This is a genomic window from Paenarthrobacter sp. TAF1 (assembly GCF_052113825.1).
Classification (GTDB): Bacteria; Actinomycetota; Actinomycetes; order Actinomycetales; family Micrococcaceae; genus Arthrobacter; species Arthrobacter nicotinovorans.
This window is the reverse complement of record NZ_JBFRDO010000014.1, coordinates 20,383-42,646: the sequence shown is the minus strand read 5'-3', so window position 1 is coordinate 42,646 and position 22,264 is coordinate 20,383. Positions and strand designations below refer to the sequence as shown.

20 protein-coding genes are annotated in these 22,264 nt (G+C 63.8%); 15 read left to right on the top strand and 5 right to left on the bottom strand.

Annotated elements, in window-relative coordinates; genetic code table 11:
• Positions 1-9: 9 nt before the first annotated feature.
• Entirely contained in the window at positions 10-924 is a 915-nt protein-coding gene (gene pdxS / locus AB4Y81_RS16465) for a pyridoxal 5'-phosphate synthase lyase subunit PdxS (protein WP_441996278.1), read from the bottom strand.
• A 158-nt stretch (positions 925-1,082) separates the two neighbouring features.
• Positions 1,083-1,763, bottom strand: a complete 681-nt coding sequence (locus AB4Y81_RS16460; RefSeq protein ID WP_441996277.1) for a GntR family transcriptional regulator — start codon at positions 1,761-1,763, stop codon at positions 1,083-1,085.
• Between the two features lie 131 nt (positions 1,764-1,894).
• Here AB4Y81_RS16460 and purU point away from each other — a divergent pair, with 131 nt between their 5' ends.
• From purU to AB4Y81_RS16405, 11 genes are all read left to right on the top strand, one after another.
• Positions 1,895-2,812 carry a formyltetrahydrofolate deformylase gene (gene purU / locus AB4Y81_RS16455; protein WP_018779498.1) on the top strand — a complete coding sequence of 306 codons (918 nt, stop codon included), beginning with the start codon at positions 1,895-1,897 and terminating at the stop codon, positions 2,810-2,812.
• 48 nt (positions 2,813-2,860) lie between these two features.
• A complete protein-coding gene (locus tag AB4Y81_RS16450; protein ID WP_441996276.1) occupies positions 2,861-5,353 on the top strand; it encodes a GcvT family protein in 2,493 nt (830 codons plus the stop codon).
• A 168-nt stretch (positions 5,354-5,521) separates the two neighbouring features.
• A complete protein-coding gene (locus AB4Y81_RS16445) occupies positions 5,522-6,148 on the top strand; it encodes a cyclodeaminase/cyclohydrolase family protein (RefSeq protein ID WP_055973839.1) in 627 nt (208 codons plus the stop codon).
• A complete protein-coding gene (locus AB4Y81_RS16440; RefSeq protein WP_441996275.1) occupies positions 6,145-7,032 on the top strand; it encodes a bifunctional 5,10-methylenetetrahydrofolate dehydrogenase/5,10-methenyltetrahydrofolate cyclohydrolase in 888 nt (295 codons plus the stop codon). The genes AB4Y81_RS16445 and AB4Y81_RS16440 overlap by 4 nt, the downstream gene beginning before the upstream one ends.
• An 11-nt stretch (positions 7,033-7,043) precedes the next feature.
• Complete coding sequence (locus tag AB4Y81_RS16435; RefSeq protein ID WP_441996274.1) at positions 7,044-9,362, top strand: FdhF/YdeP family oxidoreductase; 2,319 nt, start codon at positions 7,044-7,046, stop codon at positions 9,360-9,362.
• Between the two features lie 159 nt (positions 9,363-9,521).
• Positions 9,522-10,739 (top strand): formaldehyde dehydrogenase, glutathione-independent, encoded by a 1,218-nt coding sequence (gene fdhA / locus AB4Y81_RS16430; protein ID WP_018779503.1) that lies wholly within the window; start codon positions 9,522-9,524, stop codon positions 10,737-10,739.
• A gap of 97 nt (positions 10,740-10,836) precedes the next feature.
• Positions 10,837-12,102 carry a molybdopterin molybdotransferase MoeA gene (locus AB4Y81_RS16425; protein ID WP_441996273.1) on the top strand — a complete coding sequence of 422 codons (1,266 nt, stop codon included), beginning with the start codon at positions 10,837-10,839 and terminating at the stop codon, positions 12,100-12,102.
• Positions 12,090-12,968 carry a formate dehydrogenase accessory sulfurtransferase FdhD gene (fdhD, locus tag AB4Y81_RS16420; protein WP_275777619.1) on the top strand — a complete coding sequence of 293 codons (879 nt, stop codon included), beginning with the start codon at positions 12,090-12,092 and terminating at the stop codon, positions 12,966-12,968. The genes AB4Y81_RS16425 and fdhD overlap by 13 nt, the downstream gene beginning before the upstream one ends.
• Positions 12,969-13,096: 128 nt before the next feature.
• The gene (locus AB4Y81_RS16415; RefSeq protein WP_441996272.1) at positions 13,097-13,903 is read left to right on the top strand and encodes an IclR family transcriptional regulator; all 807 of its coding nucleotides are present in this window, start codon (positions 13,097-13,099) and stop codon (positions 13,901-13,903) included.
• A 267-nt stretch (positions 13,904-14,170) separates the two neighbouring features.
• Positions 14,171-16,189, top strand: a complete 2,019-nt coding sequence (locus AB4Y81_RS16410) for a BCCT family transporter (RefSeq protein ID WP_441996271.1) — start codon at positions 14,171-14,173, stop codon at positions 16,187-16,189.
• 73 nt (positions 16,190-16,262) lie between these two features.
• Positions 16,263-16,439, top strand: coding sequence for a hypothetical protein (locus tag AB4Y81_RS16405; protein ID WP_018779508.1), 177 nt, complete (start codon positions 16,263-16,265; stop codon positions 16,437-16,439).
• A gap of 97 nt (positions 16,440-16,536) precedes the next feature.
• Here the strand turns inward: AB4Y81_RS16405 and AB4Y81_RS16400 are convergent, their stop codons facing one another.
• Both AB4Y81_RS16400 and AB4Y81_RS16395 read right to left on the bottom strand, forming a co-directional pair.
• The gene (locus tag AB4Y81_RS16400) at positions 16,537-17,229 is read right to left on the bottom strand and encodes a fasciclin domain-containing protein (protein ID WP_026267414.1); all 693 of its coding nucleotides are present in this window, start codon (positions 17,227-17,229) and stop codon (positions 16,537-16,539) included.
• 224 nt (positions 17,230-17,453) lie between these two features.
• Complete coding sequence (locus tag AB4Y81_RS16395; RefSeq protein WP_039239413.1) at positions 17,454-17,828, bottom strand: VOC family protein; 375 nt, start codon at positions 17,826-17,828, stop codon at positions 17,454-17,456.
• A gap of 252 nt (positions 17,829-18,080) precedes the next feature.
• Between AB4Y81_RS16395 and AB4Y81_RS16390 the strand changes: the two genes are divergently transcribed.
• Positions 18,081-18,653: a GNAT family N-acetyltransferase gene (locus AB4Y81_RS16390; protein ID WP_018779512.1), complete on the top strand. Its 573-nt coding sequence runs from the start codon at positions 18,081-18,083 to the stop codon at positions 18,651-18,653.
• 11 nt (positions 18,654-18,664) lie between these two features.
• Here the strand turns inward: AB4Y81_RS16390 and AB4Y81_RS16385 are convergent, their stop codons facing one another.
• Positions 18,665-19,429: an IclR family transcriptional regulator gene (locus AB4Y81_RS16385; protein ID WP_441996270.1), complete on the bottom strand. Its 765-nt coding sequence runs from the start codon at positions 19,427-19,429 to the stop codon at positions 18,665-18,667.
• A gap of 187 nt (positions 19,430-19,616) precedes the next feature.
• Between AB4Y81_RS16385 and AB4Y81_RS16380 the strand changes: the two genes are divergently transcribed.
• From AB4Y81_RS16380 to AB4Y81_RS16370, 3 genes are read left to right on the top strand one after another with little or no spacing between them, the layout of a single operon-like run.
• Positions 19,617-20,348, top strand: a complete 732-nt coding sequence (locus AB4Y81_RS16380) for a CoA transferase subunit A (protein ID WP_306879205.1) — start codon at positions 19,617-19,619, stop codon at positions 20,346-20,348.
• Between the two features lie 17 nt (positions 20,349-20,365).
• Entirely contained in the window at positions 20,366-21,052 is a 687-nt protein-coding gene (locus AB4Y81_RS16375) for a CoA transferase subunit B (protein WP_441996269.1), read from the top strand.
• Positions 21,049-22,260, top strand: coding sequence for an acetyl-CoA acetyltransferase (locus AB4Y81_RS16370; RefSeq protein ID WP_441996268.1), 1,212 nt, complete (start codon positions 21,049-21,051; stop codon positions 22,258-22,260). The genes AB4Y81_RS16375 and AB4Y81_RS16370 overlap by 4 nt, the downstream gene beginning before the upstream one ends.
• Positions 22,261-22,264: the final 4 nt, after the last annotated feature.

Here is a 22,264-nt window from a genome sequence, read left to right as displayed (position 1 = left end):
CACCCCGGCCTACCAGCCGCGTTCTGCGAGGCGGTGGGGCTGCGGGATTTCGTCGACGTTGATGCCGACCATCGCTTCGCCCAGGCCGCGGGAGACTTTGGCAATAACGTCAGGATCGTCGTAGTAGGCAGTAGCGTTCACGACGGCGGCGGCACGCTCTGCGGGGTTGCCGGACTTGAAGATACCGGAACCGACGAACACGCCATCGGCGCCGAGCTGCATCATCATCGCAGCATCAGCCGGGGTCGCTATGCCACCGGCAGTGAACAACACCACCGGAAGCTTGCCCGTAGCAGCGATCTCCTTGACCAGCTCATACGGGGCCTGCAGCTCCTTGGCCGCAACATACAGCTCGTCCTCGGGCAGGGCAGCGAGCTTGGCGATCTCGGCACGGATCTTGCGCATGTGACCGGTGGCGTTGGAAACATCGCCGGTACCGGCTTCACCCTTGGACCGGATCATCGCCGCGCCCTCGTTGATGCGGCGCAAAGCCTCACCGAGGTTGGTGGCACCACAGACGAACGGAACAGTGAAGTTCCACTTGTCGATGTGGTTGATGTAGTCCGCGGGGGTCAGGACCTCGGACTCATCGATGTAGTCAACACCGAGGGACTGCAGGACCTGCGCTTCGACGAAGTGGCCGATACGGGCCTTGGCCATCACCGGGATGGACACGGCAGCGATAATCGCATCGATCATGTCCGGATCGGACATGCGGGACACGCCACCCTGGGCGCGGATATCAGCCGGGACACGCTCAAGCGCCATGACAGCCACGGCACCGGCATCCTCGGCGATGCGGGCCTGCTCGACGTTAACGACGTCCATGATGACGCCGCCCTTGAGCATCTCAGCCATGCCCCGCTTAACGCGGCTGCTGCCCGTGAGCGGAATGTGTTCGAAAAGAGGGTGTCGTGTAGTCACGTGGTACTCCAGGGACGTGGGGGCCGTGATTGCATCACGAGCACAGGACCAGGATGGGCCAGGTGTAGGCCGCGCCTAATATCCAAGTGATATATTAGTAAGAAGTCCAGTATGCAAGTGACCCGTCGCCGAGTCAACCACTTTGGCGGCGGACGCCCTTAGGCGGCGAACAGCGCCTGACGAACAGCTTGCTCAAATCCGCTGACATGGACGCGGGCGAGTTCGGCGGCCTCTTCTTCGTTGCCGTCAATTACAGCCCGCAGAAGATCCAGGTGCTCGCGGACGTGGTGCTCGAGGTCCGGAAGCCTGTCAAGCACCATGCACCAGATCCGCGTGGCCAGATTGTCATAGCGGATCAGCACGTCCTCCAGGTGCGGATTCGCTGCAGCCGAATAGATGCCCTGATGAACGCTCGCGTCAAGACGCAAAGTTTCCACCACGGACGCCGCGCTGACATCGAAGTCCTCCACGGCCCGCATCACGTTCCGCAGATGCTCCCTGGTTGCAGCTGAAGCCACCCGCGCTGCGCGGGCCGCGGCAAGCGGTTCAAGCTGGGCGCGGATTTCGGAGATGAAGGCGAGGTCGGTTACCTCCACACGGGTGGCGAACGTTCCGCGCCGGGGGTAGGTAATCACCAGCCGATCCAGCTCCAGCCGTTTCATAGCTTCACGGACGGGAGTCCGCCCCACTTCCAGCTCCCTGGCGAGCTGTTCGTCATTAAGGATGTCCCCTGGCTTGATTTCAAGCATCAACAAGCGGTCGCGCAGCCGTTCGTAGGCCACGTCGGCCAGTGATTTCCTGGTGGCGTCGCCAATGCTTGCGAGAGTTCCAGTAGCCACAGCGTGAGCTCCTTCTTCAAAACCGGGAAATCTATTGACCTGCCCCGGACACCAGTATACGCTGATTTCCAATCCTAATATATCAGTTCGTATTTCAGGAATATATCTAGGCAAACACCTAAGGAGGACACATGACCCTCGTGGCTTCAGACTCACACCTCAGCACCCTTCCGGCAGAACGCGGCCAGCTCAAGGACGAGCAGGCGCAGAAGTTCGTACTCACACTGTCGTGCGTCGAACAGCCGGGCATCGTGCAGGCAGTCACCACTTTCCTCTTCGAACGCGGCTTCAACATCGAAGAGCACCAGCAGTTTGACGACAGCCTGCGCCAGACATTGCACTTGCGCACTGCCTTCTCCGGCGGCCAGAGCTACTCCCCGGATCAGCTGGAGGATGAGTTCCGTTCCATCGCGGACCGCTTCGATATGAAATTCAGCTTCCACGACCAGACCAAGCAACGCGTCCTGGTGATGGTCTCCAAGTTTGGCCACTGCCTCAACGACCTCATCTTCCGCTGGCGCGGAGGCAGCCTCGGCGGCGAGCTCGTCGCCGTCGTCTCCAATCATGAGACCCACCGCGCCATGGCCGAGGCAGCCGGGCTGCCCTTCATCCACATCCCCGTAACTCCGGACACCAAGGCCGAGGCGGAGCAAAAGCTCCTGGAACTTGTGGACGAATACAAGGCCGACCTCGTGGTCCTGGCCCGCTACATGCAGGTCCTTTCGAACGACCTGTGCCGCAAGCTGGAAGGACGCGCGATCAACATCCACCATTCCTTCCTCCCCGGCTTCAAGGGTGCCCGCCCCTACCACCAGGCCTACGACCGCGGCGTGAAGCAGGTGGGTGCTACCGCCCACTACGTCACCGCCGACCTGGACGAGGGCCCGATCATCGAGCAGGAAGTCATCCGCGTGGACCACAGCTACGGCCCCAACGCGCTTTCCACTGTGGGCCAGGACGCAGAAGCACTGGCACTTTCCCGCGCCGTCCGCTGGCACTGCGAACACCGTGTCCTCCTGGACCGGACCAGCACGGTCGTCTTCCGCTAACCAGCCCGTCCAAGCCCGCCCCACACGAACTTCCGCAGGAGAATTTTCATGGCATCCACGCCCCGCATTGTCATCATCGGAGCCGGGATCGTCGGCACCAATCTCGCCGACGAACTGGTCACCCGTGGCTGGAACAACATCACCGTCCTGGACCAGGGCCCCCTGAACATGCCCGGCGGTTCCACCTCGCATGCACCGGGACTGGTGTTCCAGACCAACCCTTCAAAGTCCATGGCGTTGTTCGCCAAGTACACGGTGGAAAAGCTCCTCTCGCTGACCGAGGACGGCCAAAGCTGCTTCAACCAGGTGGGCGGCCTTGAAGTAGCCACCACGGAAACCCGCTTGGCGGACCTCAAGCGCAAGCTGGGTTACGCGCAGTCGTGGGGCATCGACGGCAAGATCCTCTCCCGCGAAGAGTGCAAGGCACTGTACCCCCTCATCAACGAGGAAGACATCCTCGGAGGCCTGCATGTTCCCACGGATGGTCTGGCCCTGGCCGCCCGCGCGGTCCAGCTGCTCATCAAGCGCACCGAGGCCGCCGGCGTCAAGTACATCGGCAACACCGAGGTGACCGGGATCGAGCAGTCCAACCGCGGCGTCACCGGCGTCGAGACCGCCGACGGCGTGATCCCCGCGGACATCGTGGTTTCCTGCGCCGGCTTCTGGGGCGCCAAGGTAGGCGAGCTGATCGGGATGTCCGTCCCGCTCCTGCCCCTGGCCCACCAGTACGTCAAGACCACACCGGTCCCTGCACAGAAGGGCAAGAACGAACTGCCCAACGGCGCACAGCTGCCCATCCTGCGCCACCAGGACCAGGACCTTTACTACCGCGAGCACGGCGAACGCTACGGCATCGGCTCCTACGCGCACCGCCCCATGCCCGTGGACCTGGACGAACTGGGCAGCTACGAGCCCAGCAGCATCAGCGAACACAACATGCCTTCCCGCCTGGACTTCACTCTGGAAGACTTCCTTCCCGCGTGGGAAGCTACCAAGCAGATCCTCCCGGCACTGCGTGAAAGCGAGATCGAGGACGGCTTCAACGGCATCTTCTCCTTCACCCCGGACGGCGGCTCCCTGGTGGGCGAGTCCAAGGAAGTGGATGGCTTCTTCGTAGCCGAGGCCGTGTGGGTTACCCACTCCGCCGGCATCGCCCGCGCCGTGGCAGAGCTGCTGGTGGACGGAAAGTCGAAGATCGACCTTGGCGACTGCGACATCCACCGCTTCGAAGAGGTCCAGCTGACCCCGGAATACGTCAGCGAAACGTCCCAGCAGAACTTCGTGGAGATCTACGACGTCCTGCACCCGCTCCAGCCCAAGCTGTCCCCGCGCAACCTTCGCGTCAGCCCCTTCCACGCCCGCCACAAGCAGCTGGGCGGCTACTTCCTGGAAGGTGCCGGTTGGGAACGCCCCTACTGGTTCGAAGCGAACGCCGAGTTGCTCAAGGAAATGCCGGACGAATGGCAGCCGCCGGCCCGCGACGCCTGGTCCGGGATGTTCAGCTCCCCCATCGCTGCGGCGGAGGCGTGGAAGACCCGCACGGCAGTTGCCATGTACGACATGACGCCGCTGAAGCGCCTGGAAGTTTCCGGCCCCGGCGCCTTGAAGCTCCTGCAGGAACTGACCACCGGCGATCTCGCCAAGAAGCCCGGCGCCGTTACCTACACCCTGCTCCTGGACGAAGCCGGCGGAATCCGAAGCGACATCACGGTGGCACGCCTGAGCGAAGACACCTTCCAGCTGGGCGCCAACGGCAACATCGACACCGCCTACTTTGAGCGCGCGGCCCGCCACCAGACCGAAAACGGCAGCGCAGGCGACTGGGTCCAAGTCCGCGACACCACCGGCGGCACCTGCTGCATCGGCTTGTGGGGCCCTCTTGCCCGCGACCTCATCAGCACCGTCAGCAACGACGACTTCAGCAACGATGGCCTGAAGTACTTCCGCGCCAAGAAGGTCACCATCGGCGGGGTCACGGTGACCGCGATGCGCTTGTCCTACGTCGGCGAACTCGGTTGGGAGCTCTACACCAGCGCAGACAACGGCCAGCGCCTTTGGGATGCCCTGTGGAAGGCCGGCCAGCCGTTCGGCGTCATCGCAGCCGGTCGCGCTGCCTTCAGCTCGCTGCGCCTCGAAAAGGGCTACCGCTCCTGGGGCACGGACATGACCACCGAACACGACCCCTACGAAGCCGGCCTCGGTTTCGCCGTGAAGATGGCCAAGGAGAACTTCATTGGCAAGGCCGCCCTGGAAGGACGCACCGAGGAAGGTTCCGCCCGCCGCCTGCGCTGCTTGACCGTCGACGACGGCAGGAGCCTCGTGCTGGGCAAGGAACCGGTGTTCTACAAGGACCAGGCGGTGGGTTACGTCACCAGCGCAGCCTACGGCTACACCGTCCGCAAGCCGATCGCTTACGCCTACCTGCCGGCAGCCGTCTCGCTGGGAGACTCCGTAGAGATCGAGTACTTCGGCCGCCGCATCCAGGCAACGGTCACCGAGGATCCGCTGTACGACCCCACCATGAGCCGGCTCCGCGGCTGACCCCGCGCACTGCGGGTCCGTCAACGACCCGCAGCCAGGACATGCGGCCCGGGCCCTTCCCCTCTCCCGACAGACCAGGGTCCGGGCCGCTGTTTCCGGCCTTCACATCCAGTTCAGCCTTTTCTTACCCAGTTCAGCCTTTCTTACCCAGTTCAGCCAGGACGGCACATGATCAGCTCTGAAACCATCAATGACTACCTCTCCAGGCTGGCCTCCCGCCAGCCCACACCGGGCGGCGGTGCTGCCGCTGCGCTCCACGCGGCACAAGGAGCCGCGTTGGTTGCCATGGTGGCCCGGTACACCACAGGCGCGAAGTTTGAGCAGCATGCCGCGCTCGTAGCCCGGATCACCAGCGCCGCCGACCACCTTGTAGTGGAAGCCTTGCGCCTGGCCGACGCCGATGAGCACGCCTTCCAGACCGTCATTGACTCCTACAAACTCCCGTCGGACACGGACGAACTCAAGAGTGCCCGCAGCGCAGCCATCCAGGATGCCCTGGTCCAGGCAGCCCAAACTCCCGCGCAACTCATCCGGGTCGCCGGCGAGGTCGTCAGCCTCGCCACCGATCTCCTGGATGCGGCAAACCCCAACGTCATCAGCGATGTCGCCGCGGCTGCAGATGCCGCCCGCGCTGCCGCCACGACAGCGCGCGTGAACATCGACATCAATGTCGTGGCCATCAAGGACAGCGCCGCCCGCAGCCGCCTGGCGGGGCAGACGGACGGACTTGAGGACAAAGTGGTCCTCGCAGCCGATTCCCTGGTCAAGCGCGTCCGCGAAAGGATCCTCTCGTGAACACCCAAGTGCTTTCCGGCAAGCAACTGGCAACCCTCATTCAACAGCGCGCCGGGGAAGAAGTCCGCGCCCTGGAGAACAGCGGGCGCCATCCCGTCCTGGCCGTGGTGGTTGCCACCGATGACGAGTCGACGCTTTGGTACGTCCGCTCCATCGAACGTGCAGCCGAACGGCTGGGCATCGGTTGCAGGATCGTGGACCTGGGACCCGAGGCCACCGAGCAGGTACTGGCAAGCGTCCTCGGGGATCTCAGCACTGAACCTTCGGTCAACGGAATCATCCTGCAGACGCCGTTGCCGGTGGGCGTAAAGGCTGATTCGCTGGTGGGCCTCATCGCCCCGGAAAAGGACATCGACGGCGCCAATCCCCTCAGCCTCGGCCGCTTGGCTGTAGGCCAACCCGCCTTCGCCCCCGCAACAGCGCAAGCCGTGGTGGAACTGCTGGACCACTTCGACGTGCCCGTCGCGGGACGCAACGTGGCCGTCGTCGGACGTTCCGCAGTAGTGGGCAAGCCGCTGGCCTTGCTCCTCCTGGAGCGGGACGCGACTGTCACCATCTGCCATTCCAGGTCGGGGCCGCTGGAGCGCTATACCCGGCCGGCCAACGTCGTGGTTGTTGCCGCCGGAAGGACGGGCCTGCTTAAAGGCAGCCACATCTCACCGGAGACGGTAGTGGTCGACGTCGGAACCAACGTCCTGCCCGACGGCTCACTGGTGGGGGACGTTGACGAGGCGAGCGTCACCGGTATCGCGGCCGGGTTGACCCCGGTGCCCGGCGGCGTAGGCTCAGTCACCACAGCCCTGTTGCTCCTGCACACGGTTGAAGCCGCACGGCAGCAGGAGCCGGCCCAATTGGCCACCGCCACCTCCTCCGCCCGGATCTGAAGGGAAACCTCATGGCTACCAAAGCCCCCGACGGAAACATTGATGAGTCAAAGCTGACCGTCACCAAACCCAAAACCAAGGCGGTGGGCATCCCGGCCGTCGCCAACGCGTTGAAAATCTCGCTGGAACAGATGGGTCCGGTGCGCAGCGTCCAGACCCTGCTCGCCGTAAACCAGCTGGACGGTTTCGACTGCATGGGCTGTGCCTGGCCCGAACATGAAAAGCGGAACGCGGCGGAGTTCTGCGAGAACGGCGCCAAAGCCGTTGCTGAGGAAGCCACCCGCCGGCGCGTCACTCCCGAATTCTTCGCCAAGTACTCAGTGGAAGAACTGAAGACCCGCGACGACTACTGGCTGGGCCAACAGGGGCGCCTGACGCATCCCATGGTCCTTGAAGAAGGAGCCACCCACTACACCCCGATCGAGTGGGACGACGCTTACGAGCTGATGGCGCGGGAACTCAGGGAGCTGGAAAACCCGGACCAAGCGGTGTTCTACACCTCGGGCCGGACGTCCAACGAAGCAGCTTTCGTGTATCAGCTCCTGGTCCGCGGAATCGGCACGAACAACCTGCCCGACTGTTCCAACATGTGCCACGAATCCTCCGGTTCCGCCTTGGTGGAAACGATCGGTATCGGTAAAGGCTCCGTCAGCCTCACCGACCTGGAAACGGCGTCCCTGATCTTCGTCGCCGGGCAAAATCCCGGAACCAACCACCCTCGCATGCTCAGTGCGCTGGAGAAGGCCAAGAAGAACGGTGCGGTCATCGTGTCCGTCAATCCACTTCCCGAAGCCGGACTCCTGCACTTCGAAAACCCGCAGCATGTGGCAGGAATGATCCAAGGAACGCAGCTGACGGACGATTTCCTGCAGATCCGTGCCGGTGGCGACCAGGCTCTCTTCCAGGGCCTGGGTAAATACCTCCTGGAAGCCGAAGCCGAGGGCCGCAAGACCCCGGGCCTGGAAACCGTTCTTGACCACGCGTTCATCAATGACCACACCGTGGGCATCGACGACTATCTCCGTTTCCTGGAGAAGGTGGAATGGGATGACATCGTGGAGGCAACGGGGCTCACCCTGGAACAGATCCACGCCACCGGTGAACGGCTTCTGGCTTCCAGCGCCACCATTGTCTGCTGGGCCATGGGCCTGACGCAGCACAAGCACTCCGTGCCCACGCTCCGCGACGTGGTGAACGTCCTGCTGCTCCAAGGAAACATCGGCAAGCCCGGCGCCGGCGTCTGCCCTGTGCGTGGCCACTCGAATGTCCAGGGCGACCGCACCATGGGCATCTTTGAGAAGATGCCGGAAGCATTCCACGACCGGCTGGACCAGGAATTCGAATTCCGTTCGCCCCGGGACCACGGCTATGACACTGTTGCGGCCATCCGTGCCATGCGGGACGGGAAAGTCCGTTTCTTCATGGGAATGGGCGGCAATTTCGTGCGGGCCGCCCCCGACTCGGAGGTCACCGAGCACGCCTTGGCCAACACCCGGTTGACCGTCCAGATCTCCACCAAGCTGAACCACTCGCACCTGTCCACCGGCCAGCGGGCACTGATCCTGCCGACCCTCGGCCGCACCGAAAAGGACACCCAGCGAACCGGTGACCAGCGGGTCACCGTGGAAGATTCCATGAGTGCCGTCCACGCCTCACGTGGCCGCCTGAAGCCTGCAAGCGAGCACCTCCACTCCGAAGTCGCGATCGTCTGCAACCTCGCGGACAAGCTTTTCACCGACGGGTACCAACGATTGCCCAACACCCCCAGGGCTTCCTGGCTCGCCATGAGGGACGACTACACTCTGATCAGGAAACACATCGAGGCGGTCTTCGACGGATTCGAAGACTTCGAAGCCCGGATCCAGCATCCCGGCGGCTTCGTGCTGCCCCACCCGCCCCGCGACGCCAGGAAGTTCGACACGGCCTCCGGGAAAGCGCACTTCACGGGCAATGAACTGGAGTTCATCAAAGTCCCGCCGGGCAAGCTGGTCCTCCAAACCCTGCGCTCCCACGACCAGTACAACACCACCATTTACGGCAAGGACGACCGGTACCGCGGCATCCACGGCGGCCGTCGGGTGGTGCTGATCAATGCAGGGGACATCAGCGAGCTCGGCTTTGCCGATGGGGACATGGTCCACCTGGTCTCGGAGTTCCACGGGACAGAGCGACGGGCCGAAAACTTCCGCATCGTTTCCTATTCGACGCCGAAAGGCTGCGCCGCCGCGTACTACCCCGAAACCAACGTCCTGGTGCCGCTGGATTCCGTCGCCGACACCAGCGGCACCCCGACCTCGAAGTCCGTGATCATCCGGCTGGAAAAGGCCTAGCCGCACCACAACTGTCCATTTGTCCGTTTATCGATATGTCCAACTGTCCGTGAATGGTGCTTCGGTGGCCTGAAACCTGGGGAGGTATTCCTCATCGAAGCACCGCTTTCGGACCGTTGGACAGCTCAGTTCAACAACAGCAAGGAACAGGGAGTAACCATGTCAGGAAACAGAGCAGTCGCCTACAAGGAACCCGGTGTCGTCGAAATCATCGACACCGACTACCCAACGTTTGAACTCAAGGACGGACCGGGCGTCAACCCGGCCAACGTCGGCAGGAAGGTCCCGCACGGGGCCATCCTGCGGACAGTGACTACCAACATCTGCGGTTCGGACCAGCACATGGTCCGCGGACGCACCACCGCACCGCAGAACCTTGTCCTTGGCCACGAAATCACCGGTGAAGTGGTGGAGGTGGGACCCGACGTCGAATTCATCAAGGTAGGTGACATCGTCTCGGTACCGTTCAACATCTCCTGTGGCCGCTGCCGGAACTGCAAGGAACAGAAGACCGGCATCTGCCTCAACGTCAACCCCGACCGCCCCGGCAGCGCCTACGGCTACGTGGACATGGGAGGCTGGGTCGGCGGACAGGCGGAGTATGTCCTGGTCCCGTACGCGGACTGGAACCTCCTGCGCTTCCCGGACCGGGACCAGGCTCTGGAGAAGATCATGGACCTGACCATGCTCTCGGACATTTTCCCCACCGGCTTCCACGGCGCAGTCACAGCCGGTGTCGGCGTCGGTTCCACCGTGTACGTTGCCGGTGCCGGTCCCGTGGGCATCGCTGCCGCGGTCGGCGCCCAACTGCTGGGGGCCGCCGTCGTGATTGTGGGCGACATGAACGAGGACCGCCTGGCCCAGGCCCGATCCTTCGGCTGCGAAACCGTCAACGTCTCCCAAGGCGATCCCAAGGACCAGATCGAGCAGATCCTGGGCGTTCCGGAAGTGGACTGCGGCGTTGACGCTGTGGGCTTCGAAGCCCGGGGACACGGAAAGGACGCCTCGCACGAAGCCCCGGCCACCGTGCTGAACTCACTCATGGACATCACCGCGGCCGGCGGCGCCCTGGGCATCCCGGGCCTCTACGTGACCGGCGATCCGGGCGGAATCGACGACGCCGCCAAGCACGGTTCGCTCTCCCTGTCGTTGGGGACGGGCTGGGCCAAGTCCTTGTCCTTCACCACCGGTCAATGCCCCGTGATGAAGTACAACCGCCAGTTGATGATGGCCATCCTCCACGACAAGGTCCAGATCGCCAAGGCGGTCAACGCCCAGGCCATCCCGCTCGAAGACGCGCCCCGCGGCTACGCCGAATTCGACGCCGGAGCCGCAACCAAGTTCGTACTGAACCCCAACGGCTACGTGAAGGCCTGACAAAAGCTACCGGGGACTGCGCGGCAGTAATTACGGGAAGGCCGTGCAGTCCCCGGTGCCTTCCACACCGGAAGCACCACCCAGGAAACGGACATCCATGCTTGCACAAGAGGAGTTAACAGCCGGCCTCCAGCGGAACCATGCCATGACGTGGGCCGAAGCCCGGCAACTGGCGTACCACTGCGCAGCTCCCCTCCCCTCCGCACCAACAGGCCTCGACGCGGCGATCGGCTGCACTTTGGCCCGCGATGTTGTTGCCCGGCAGGACCTTCCCCATTACGCGTCATCAGCCATGGACGGCTGGGCCATCAGCGGTGAAGGACCCTGGGCACTCACCGGGCCCGGGCGGCGCCTTTCTGCCGGAGAAGCCGGTGTCATTGCCACCGGAGGCCTCATTCCTGCCGGAGCCACCACCGTGCTCCGCAAGGAAAGCGGACAGCTGTCCGACGACGGGCACCTCACCTTGGGGCCGGAGGTGAAACCGGGCGAAACACTTCCCGGCCGCCACATCCGCCCGGCCGGCGAAGAAGCCACCGCAGGCGACGTCCTCATACCCGCCGGCACCCTCCTCAATCCGGCACACCTTGCCCTGGCCGCGGTGGCCGGCCACGATCAGCTGCAGGTACAGCGCAAGCCGAGGGTCGCCGTCGTCATGACCGGTTCTGAAGTGGTCACCTCAGGTGACCCCGCGCCCGGACAGGTGCGCGATGCTTTTGGTCCGCAGCTCAATGCCGTCATCCCGCAATTGGGCGGAGTGCCGGATGGGCAGCTACGGATCGGCGACTCGTACGGAGAGTGGCTGGCGGCACTGGACGGCGCCGGTGACGGGCGGCGTCCCGAGGTGACGATCACCACCGGAGGCACCGGAAAATCCGGTACAGACCACTTCCGTGCCGCCGTTGCGGCGCTCGGCGGGCGGCTCCTGCTGGACGGGGTAGCCATGCGCCCCGGACATCCCGCCGTCATGGCCGAACTGCCGGACGGTCACTTCATCATCGGGCTGCCGGGCAATCCGCTGGCAGCCATGCTGGCCCTCATGACCCTGGGCGAACCCCTGCTCGCCGCCCTGGGAAACCGCCCCTTCCAGGAGGCCACTCCGCTGCTTTCCGGCGCCGACATCGAACCCGTCCAGGGAAAGACGCGCCTCATACCCTGCCGGCTCATCCACGGGCTGGTGTTCCCGGCCGCCCACGCTGGTCCCGGGATGATGCGCGGGCTCGCGTGGGCCGACGCGTATATGGCGGTGCCTCCGGAAGGAGCAGTGGCCGGCGAGCCGGTTCCCGTGCTGCCCCTGCCGTGGACAGCGCCCATCGGTAACCCGGGCCAGAACCAGCCAGGAAGGCCCACCGTATGGCCCGCATGACGCAGCGCAGGAAAATCCACCGCTTCCAACTCGATGGGACGGGCGGCGAGCACCCTGTTCGTCACAAAGAGGACGTCCTGGCTGCCGAGGAGCCACTGGAAATCAGGATCGGTGGGACCTCCTTCGCAGTGACAATGCGGACACCCGGGGACGACTTCGATCTTGTGGCCGGGTTCCTGGTGTCCGAGGGCATCATCCGGAACCCATCGGAACTGCTCTCCCTGCGGTTCTGTGCCGGCGAAAAGGACGGGACACAGACCTTCAATGTCGTCGACGCCCAGCTGCGCCCGGACGTGCCCCTGCCGGACACCAAACGCCACGTCTACACGTCCAGCTCGTGCGGCATCTGCGGAACCGACTCGATCGACGCCGTGCGCAAGACCATCCACTACGACGCGTCCCTGGATGGGCTGCGGGTTCCCGTCGATCTCCTGGCCGGGCTGCCGGACCGCCTCCGTGAGGCCCAGGCCGTTTTCGACAGGACCGGCGGTGTCCACGCTGCGGGACTCTTCAGGGTGGATGGTTCCGAGCCGGAGCTCCTGTGCCTTCGCGAGGACGTGGGGCGCCACAACGCCGTCGACAAGGTGGTGGGGTGGGCACTCCGCCAGGACCTGTTGCCGCTGACGGGCCTGGTCCTGCAGGTCTCTGGCAGGGCATCGTTCGAACTCGTCCAGAAGGCCGCGCTGGCCGGAATACCGGTCTTGTCAGCGGTCAGCGCACCCTCGAGCCTGGCGGCCGATCTTGCAGTGGGGACCGGCCTGACCCTGGTGGGCTTCAGCCGTGGCCACAGCCTGAACGTCTATGCAGGAAGGGAACGACTCATCGATTCACGGGCCAACGTCCCGGAGGTGGCCGTCAGCGCATAAGTTACGAGTGCCCCATGATGTGAAAGAGTCCGTGTAAAACTCCGTCTAGGATGAGGAAAGACGAGGGTGCAGGCCGTGCAGGGCTACCAGGCCCAGGGCCGCCTGCCTGGACAACGACACGAGGCAGCATGGCCGCACGCAACAACCCGGACTTCGACAAGGACGCGGACGCCCAGGGCGGAGGCGTCCAGTCAGTGGACCGCGCCCTCCAGATCCTGGAAATCCTGGCCCGGGAAGGCGACGCCGGAGTGAGCGAAATCGCCGAGGAGATGGGCGTCCACAAATCCACCGTGTCCCGGCTTGTGGGCTCCCTGGTTGGCCGCGACCTCGTCCGGCAAAACAGCGAACGTGGCAAGTACCAGCTGGGCTTCGGCATCCTCCGCCTGGCGTCATCCATTCCCGGCAGGCTGAGTGTTGTCCACGAGGCACGGGAAGTGCTGGAGGCCCTGGCTCACGAGTACAAGGAGACGGTCAATCTGGCTGTCCTGAGGTCCAACTATGCGGTCAACGTGGACCAGGCGATGGGACCGTCGACGTTGGCCACCTATGACTGGGTGGGGAGCCTGACGCCGTTGCATGCCACGTCGAGCGGCAAGGTTCTCCTGGCAGCACTGACGGCAGACGAAAGAACCCAGGTTTTCAAGGTGGTTGGGCTGCCTGCACGAACGCCCCGCACGGTGACGAACCGCGGAGAGCTGGAGAAGCAACTGCTGGACGTGGCCCGCAACGGATACGCCACGGTCCACGAAGAGTTTGAGATCGGCCTCACCGCCGTCGCTGTGCCCATTTTCAACCACACCGGCAGTGTCATTGCCGCCGTGAGCATCTCCGGTCCGGCGTTCCGTTTTTCGCCAGAAGAGCAGCCGGGCCTCATCGATGGACTGCGCGAGGCCGGGCTGAGTATCAGCGCCAGGATGGGCTACAGGCCCCGTTAGCCCGGACCCGTAACCAGCTCTTCCCCCGCGGCGCTCTTGGCGCAACGGTCATCATGATAGGCAACACCCCACGTCAAGGCCAATTGATATATCAAGTGGCCGTCAAAGACGGGAAAAGCCTTGACTTTGATGTGTGACGGGGCGCACTCTGTTGCTTAGCGCGAATGTTGTTGATTCATGCGGAACGTTCTTAACCTTCTCCGAACGCACAGCCCAAGGCCGTGCATCAACGCAAAACCCATGACTCGCCGAGCAAAGGACCCGCTCATGGCTACAAACAGTGACATAAAACCGTTAACACCTGAGGAGTTGCCTGCCGACGATCGTCCGGCAGGCAGTCCAGCAACCCGACCCGCCCACGTGGAGCTCCCTGAAGAAGTCATCAGCAGCTCCCCCGATGCAACAAATCCGGCAGCCCTCAACGACGAGGATGGAGGCGCAGAGACTCTCCCCGATTCTGAAGAATACGATCAGATCCTGGTGGAACTGCGCAACGCCAAGACCGAGCAGGCCGTCTCCGCCCGCCGGAACCAGAAACTTACCCTCGACAAAGTCACCTTCGGGATCACGGGCGCCATCGCCGTCGCCTTCGTGGTCTGGGGCTTTGTCGGACGCGACAGCCTTTCGGAAACATCCAAAGGGGCCCTGAACTGGGTCATGGAATACACAGGCTGGCTCTTCATGGTCCTCGCCTCCTTGTTCGTCGTCTTTGTCCTGTGGCTGGCCCTGGGCAAATTCGGCAACATCCCGCTGGGCAAGGACGGCGAGAAGCCCGAATTCCGCACCGTCTCCTGGGTGGCCATGATGTTCGCCGCGGGCATGGGCATCGGCCTCATGTTCTACGGCGTGGCTGAGCCTCTCTACCACTACATCTCGCCCCCGCCAGGAACCGTGGACGGCCGCACGCCCGCCGCCATCCAGACCGCCATGGCCACCTCGATCTTCCACTGGACTCTCCACCCGTGGGCCATGTACGCAGTGGTTGGCATCGCAATGGCCTACGGGACCTACCGCCTCGGCCGCAAACAGCTGGTCTCCGCAGCGTTCACTTCGCTGTTCGGCATCCGGATGGTCGAAGGGCCGATCGGAAAGTTCATCAACATCCTTGCCATCTTTGCCACCCTCTTCGGAACCGCTGCTTCCCTGGGCCTCGGCGCCCTGCAAATCGGCAGCGGCATGACGTCCAACGGCTGGGTGGGTGAGATCGGCACTCCCGTGCTGGTGGTCATCGTGGCCGTCCTGACGTTCTGCTTCGTAGCATCAGCGGTTTCCGGCATCAGCCGCGGAATCCAGTGGCTGTCCAACATCAACATGGTCCTGGCCGTGGTGCTTGCACTCATCGTCTTCGTTGCCGGCCCCACCCTGTTCATCCTCAACCTGATCCCCTCGGCCATCGGCGACTACGCCCGCGACCTCGCGGAGATGTCGTCCAGGACAGAAGCCGTGGGCGATGACGCGTTGCGCAGCTGGATGACCAGCTGGACCATCTTCTACTGGGCCTGGTGGATCTCCTGGACGCCCTTCGTTGGCCTCTTTATCGCGCGCATCAGCCGCGGCCGCACCATCCGCCAATTCGTTACCGGCGTGCTTCTGGTCCCCAGCGTTGTCAGCGTGATCTGGTTCGGCATCTTCGGCGGAGCCRCATTCCACGTCCAGCAGGAAGCGGACAAGGCCGGTACGCCCGGCCTGGTGACCACGACCAACGGGGTCCCTTCAGTCAACTTCGACGGCGCACTCTTCGACCTCGTCAAGAACCTTGGAATGCCCGGCTGGGCCACGGCCGCTGTCATTGTCCTGGCCATGGTGCTCGTGGCGATCTTCTTCATCACCGGTGCCGACGCGGCCTCCATCGTCATGGGCTCACTCAGCTCCAACGGTGCTGAGCACCCCCGCCGTGCCGTGGTCATCTTCTGGGGAAGCCTCACCGGTGCTGTTGCAGCGGTCATGCTGCTGGCTGGTGGTGATGAACCATCCGAAGCCCTGGCCGGATTGCAAAGAGTCACCATCGTGGCGGCGCTGCCGTTCGTGATCGTCATGCTGCTGCTCTGTTTCGCCCTGACCAAGGACCTGCGGCGCGATCCCCTGTCTCTGCATAAGCGACTTGCCACCTCGGTGGTTGAACGAGCCATCCGGACCGGTGTCGAGCAACACGGCGGCGTCCAGTTCGACCTCGTCACCAAGCATGAGTGCGCCGGGAAATGTAACGAGTCCGATTGCCCCGGAGGAACGGCCACAGGGACCATACCGCTCGTCGGCAAACCCCAGCTGAACTCCGAAGACAAGTGACCGGCTCCGCCCCAAGCACTTCACCTGCACAGCTCTTTACCTGCACAGTTCATCCCACATAGTTAGGGCCCGCATGTCTTACATCTCAACCACCGACGGAACCCTCCGGCTCAGCCACCAGGCAAACGACGTGACCCTCACCCTGGACGCCTCCAAGCCCATGACGCTGCGCATCGAGGTTGACCGTTGTCCCTGCGGCTCGGAACACAGCCGCCCCGGTTCCTACGTCGACAGCGACTTGAACAACTAGCACCGCAACTTAACAGCAAAGCAGGCGCCGGATTCTTCCGGCGCCTGCTTTTGTTTGTACTGCTGTGGAGCTGTTTGTACCGCTGTGGGGCCTGGGCCTACTTGGGCATCAGCACCGAGTCAACCAGGTACACCGTCGCGTTGGCGGTCTGGACGCCACCGCAGATGACGTTGGCGCCATTCACGGTGAGGGCGTCCTTGGTGCCTGCAACAGTCACTTCGCCACCCTCTACAGTCTTGTGGGTGCCTACGATCTTGTCCGGGGACAGCTGGCCGGGGACTACGTGGTAGGTGAGGATCTTGCTCAGCAGGGCGTCATCGGTCTTGAGCGTTTCGATGGTGGCCGGGTCGATCTTGGCGAAAGCGTCATCAACCGGTGCGAAGACCGTGAATTCGCTGCCGTTCAGGGTGGAGACCAGGTCAACCTTGGGGTTGAGCTTGCCCGAGACGGCGGCGGTGAGGGTCTTGAGCAGCGGGTTGTTGGAAGCAGCGGTTGCTACCGGGTCCTTGGCCATTCCTGAGACCGAACCGGCACCGTCCGGAACCTGTGCGGCGTAGCCGGCGCAGCCGGGGCCTACAAGGTTGGCGGCGGGATCCATGGCGGCGCTGCTCATGGGGGACGACGACGGCGACGGTGCCATCGACGACGGAGCCGCGGAGGAACTCATCGGGGCGGGTGACGAAGAAGAGGGCGAGCTGGAGGTGCTGGATCCACCACAGGCAGTGAGCCCGAGAAGGGTGGCTGCAGTGAGGCCAACGAAGGCGAGGGCGGGGCGCTTTGTGGACAACATGTCATTCTCCTTGTTTTTGGAACCAGGGCGTTGGGTCCATTGGGTGGTGGGACACGGGCTGCAGGTACCGCTTTTGCTGTACCTCCGGTTTGTGTCTCACCAACTATTCGGAGGATGGGGCAGGGTGGATGGGTGCGGATTGAAAAAGTTTTTCGAACCCTTTGAAACGGGGTTCACTTATGGCCCGCGGTGAGGCCATGCCGGGCCATAAGTGAACCCCGTTTTTACAAGTACGGCCGCGTGATGAGTTCGAGCGCGTGGCCCGAAGGGTCTTTGAAGTAGACGCCCCGGCCGCCGTGCTCGGTGTTCGTCTCACCCGGGCGGGTCATCTGCGGATCGGCCCAATGTTCGACGCCGGCACTCAGCAACCGCTGATAGGCGCGGTCGAAGTGTGCGTCGTCCACGAGGAACGCATAGTGCTGCATCTGGATCTCCACCGGCGGCTCAGCGAACTGGAGCATCACTCCTCCAGCCAAAGTGAGGTTGCTGAATGGCCCCCAGCCGGGAGCTTCGTCGGCTTCGAGGATGGACCGGTAGAACCTGGCAGAAATTTCGCGGTCAAGGGACGCGATGATGGTGTGGTTGAAAAGCGCTGGCATTCATGACTCCTTTTATGTGGGTTCGTTTCGATGGGTTGCTGGGTCATCGATCCACAAGGCGGAGCACGCTGGCGCGTCAGAGGTCGGCCGGGTAGCCGATCCGTGCAGGGCAGAAGCCCGATCCGGTCATCACGACCGCAAGCCTACCTGAGCCTCGCGGCAGCCCTGGCATATTTCCCGCCGTCGCCCCAAAACCCGTCCACCCGCCGTCGTCCGTTGCCCACCACCGGCCCGGGTGACAGGATGGGCGGCATGGCTATCGAGGTGAGACCGGCGACGGTGTTCGATGACGTGAAGACCATGGTCGGTCCCAAGCGCCCCGATTCCAACGTGTGCTGGTGCCTGAGTTACAGGATCCCGTCCAGGCTGAACCAAAGCCTCCAAAGACAGGAGCGCGGAAAGTACGTCGAGAAGCTGGTCGCCGAAGACCCGCCTCCCGGGGTGTTGGCGTACGACGGCGACGAAGTAGTTGGGTGGGCAGCGGTGCACCCGCGCGCGGACACCAGTTTCGCGACGAACCGAAAGATCCCGCAGGTGGACGATGCCAAGGTGTGGTCCGTGTGGTGCATCCGTGTGCGGCCCGGGCATCGCGGCAAGGGCATCTCCCACGAGTTGCTGCGCGGAGCCATCGAATTCGCCAAGAGCCATGGCGCCCCGTTCATTGAGGGCTATCCCGTGGACAACCAGGGCGGCAAAGTGGACCTGACCATGGCTTATGTGGGTACGCGAAAGCTCTTCGAGAAGGCCGGCTTCAAGAAGGTGGCCGAGACGACGTCCGTGCTCAACGGTTTCCCCCGGGTGCTCATGCGCCTGGACCTGCGCTGAAAACCATCCAACTAGGCGCCCTGTAACCGCGCCGTCATCCGGTGCGCTTCCTCGAGCAGCAGCTTGCCCAGGAACTCCTGCCGGTCAGGGCGGAACCGTGGCTCGATCCCCGTCAGGGACAAAGCCCACGCCGGCCGGCCCTGCGGGTCAAACACCGCAGCCCCCATGCCCCAGCTGCCTTCAAGAATCAGTCCGGGATTCACGGAGTAGCCGGTCAAACGGGTCTGCTCCAGGTTGTCCCGCACCATGTCCGCGGGGTGTCCGGAAGCGAAGTCGCCCGCATGTGCCGGCCAATCCGCCAGGAGGGACTCTTGCTCCTCAAGAGGCAGGAAAGCCATGATCGCCGTTCCTGCCGAAGCGATGCCCAGCGGAAAGCGGACGCCCTCGTGCAGCACGAACGACCTCACAGGGAACGAACCTTCTTCACGCAGCACGCACACTGTTTCATTGCCCCGGCGGATGGAGAAGAACGCGCTCTCCCCGGTTTCGGCTGCCAAGCGGCGCAATGACGGGCGGGCAATGTCTTCCATGGGAAAACGGGCCGCCGCCACCGACCCCAACAGGAAGACTTCCGGCCCCAACACCCACTTACCGGAGCTTGAATCGTGTTCCAGCAGGCCCTCCGCAGCCAGCGAGGTCAGTAGCCGGTGCACAGTTGGCCGGGTCAGCCCGGATTCACGAACCAAACCCGCCAACGAGGTGCCCTCGGGCTTCCGTCCCACCAGCCGAAGCAGCAGCGCTACGCGCCCCACCACTTGCGCTCCCTGTACCGCCATAGTGGCCTCCCGAAGATTTCATCCACAATATGGACACCATCCACCATAGCGTCCATAGGGTGAGTAGCCAATGGGAGGGAGCGTTGACCCGCCCCCCCAAGAAACCTAGGCTCCAAGGAAAGACCACAATGTCCACAAAGTGGATGCCACTCAACAACACTCAATATCACTCAACGAGGAGTCCACCATGTCCAAGATCCACGCGAGCGCAGCCCAAGCGCTCCATGACCTGATGGCAGACGGCTTGACCATCGCCGTCGGAGGTTTTGGCCTCAGCGGCATCCCCGCCGACCTGATCGACGCCGTTCGCGCGTCGGGCGCCAAGGATCTGACCATTGTTTCCAACAACATGGGCGTGGACGGCAAGGGACTGGGCGTGCTGATCGAGGCGGGCCAGGTCCGGAAGGTCATCGCATCCTACGTGGGCGAGAACAAGCTCTTCGCCGAGCAGTATTTGGCCGGCCAGCTGGAGGTCGAGTTCACCCCGCAAGGCACCCTGGCCGAACGCCTTCGTGCCGGCGGCGCCGGCATTCCCGCTTTCTACACGCGGACGGGCGTGGGCACCCTGGTTGCCGAAGGCAAGCCGCTGGAAGAGTTCGACGGCGTCACGTACGTCCGCGAGCGCGCCATCACCGCCGACGTCGCACTGGTCCACGCCCACACCGCTGACACGGACGGCAACCTGATTTACCGCTACACCGCACGGAACTTCAACCCGGTGGTGGCCACGGCAGGCACCGTAACTATTGCCGAGGCCGAGGTCATCGTGGAACCGGGCGAGCTGGACCCCAACCACATTGTCACCCCGGGCGTCTACGTCCAACGGCTTGTCCAGGCAAGCAACAGGGTCAAGGACATCGAACAGCGCACAGTCCGCCAGCGTGCTGAAGCGCACCACACCGAACCCCTCACGGTCTGAAGCAGAAGGAGCAAACCATGGCTTGGACACGAGACCAGATGGCCGCGATTGCGGCAGAAGAACTGAACGACGGCGACTACGTCAACCTCGGCATCGGCATTCCCACGCTGGTGGCCAACAACCTGCCCGATGGCGTGCGGGTAGTCCTCCAGAGCGAGAACGGGCTGCTCGGCATGGGTCCGTTCCCTTATGAGGGCGAGGAAGACGCCGACCTTATCAACGCAGGCAAGCAAACAGTCACCATCACCCCCGGCGGGAGCATCTTCGACTCTGCAACGTCATTCGGCATGATCCGTGGCGGGCACGTGAAGGTAGCCATCCTTGGCGCCATGCAGGTGTCCGGCAGCGGCGACCTCGCCAACTGGACCATCCCCGGCAAGATGGTGAAGGGCATGGGCGGTGCCATGGACCTGGTGGCCGGGACCCCACGCGTCGTGGTCCTGACCGAGCACAACGCCAAGGACGGTTCGGCCAAGATCGTCACCGAATGCACCCTCCCCCTCACGGGACTGCGCTGCGTGGACCGGATCATCACGGACCTCGCCGTTTTCGACATCGAAGAGACGCACGACGGCGGCACCCGCCTGCTGCTGACCCGACTCGCCCCGGGCGCCACCGTGGAAGAGCTCCGCGAAAAGACCGGGGCCGGGTTCGCGGTAGCGCTCGCCTCTGTTGAACACACCCTCGAAGGAGCCAACGCATGAGCCTCAAAGACCAGTTCGGCAAAGACATCCTGCTCACGGGATGGGGCCACAGCAAGTTCGGGAAGCTGACCGATGAGACTCTGGAATCCCTGATCGTCCAGGTGGCCGGGGAGGCCATCAGCAACTCCGGGCTGGACCCCAAGGACATCGACGAGATCTACCTCGGCCAGTTCAACTCCGGCATGCAGCCGCTGGGTTTCACGTCATCCCTGGCGCTCCAGCTCTCCGCGGACCTGGCCAACGTCCCCGCGACCCGGACGGAGAACGCCTGCGCTTCCGGTTCCGCCGCCTTCCAGCAAGGCGTCAAAGCCGTGCTGGCCGGAACTGCCCGGAACGTGCTGGTGATCGGTGCGGAGAAAATGACCGACGCCGGAGCCGACGTCGTGGGAGCAGCGCTGCTCGGCGCTTCCTACGAAATGGCTGGTAAAGCCTCCAGCACCGGATTCACGGGCCTCTTCGCGGAGGTCGCCAAGCATTATGACAAGCGCTACGGCGCGGGCATCACCGGTCCCGGTGTCCAAGGCCTCGGCGATGTCCTGGGTTCCATCGCCGCCAAGAACCACCGCAACGGCATGGACAACCCTTACGCCCAGATGCACCGCGACTTCGGCGAGGAATTCTGCCGGACCATTTCGGACAAGAACCCCATGGTGGCCGAACCCTTGCGCCGCACCGACTGTTCGCCGGTCTCGGACGGAGCTGCCGCCGTCGTGCTTTCAACGTCGTCGACCGGGGGCGTAACTGTTCCCGTGCGCCTGGCCGGTTTCGGCCACGCCAACGATTTCTTCCCCGCAGAACGCCGCGATCCCACCGAATTCGCTGCCACCCGGGCGTCGTGGGAGCGCGCCTTCGCCATGGCCGGGGTCGGCATTGAGGGGCTGGACTTCGCCGAGGTTCACGACTGCTTCACCATCGCCGAGCTCATCATGTACGAGGCCATGGGCCTGGCTCCCCGCGGTGAAGGATCCCGGGCCGTCACGGAGGGTTGGGTCTACAAGGACGGCAAGCTCCCCATCAACGTCTCCGGCGGCCTGAAAGCGAAGGGCCATCCGGTTGGCGCCACCGGTGTGTCGCAGCATGTCATCGCCGCTATGCAGCTCAGCGGAACCGCCGGCGACATGCAGTTGCCCAACGCCCGTCGCGGAGCCGTCCAGAACATGGGCGGCGTGGGCATCGCCAACTATGTGAGCGTGCTGGAAGCCGTCTAGCCCA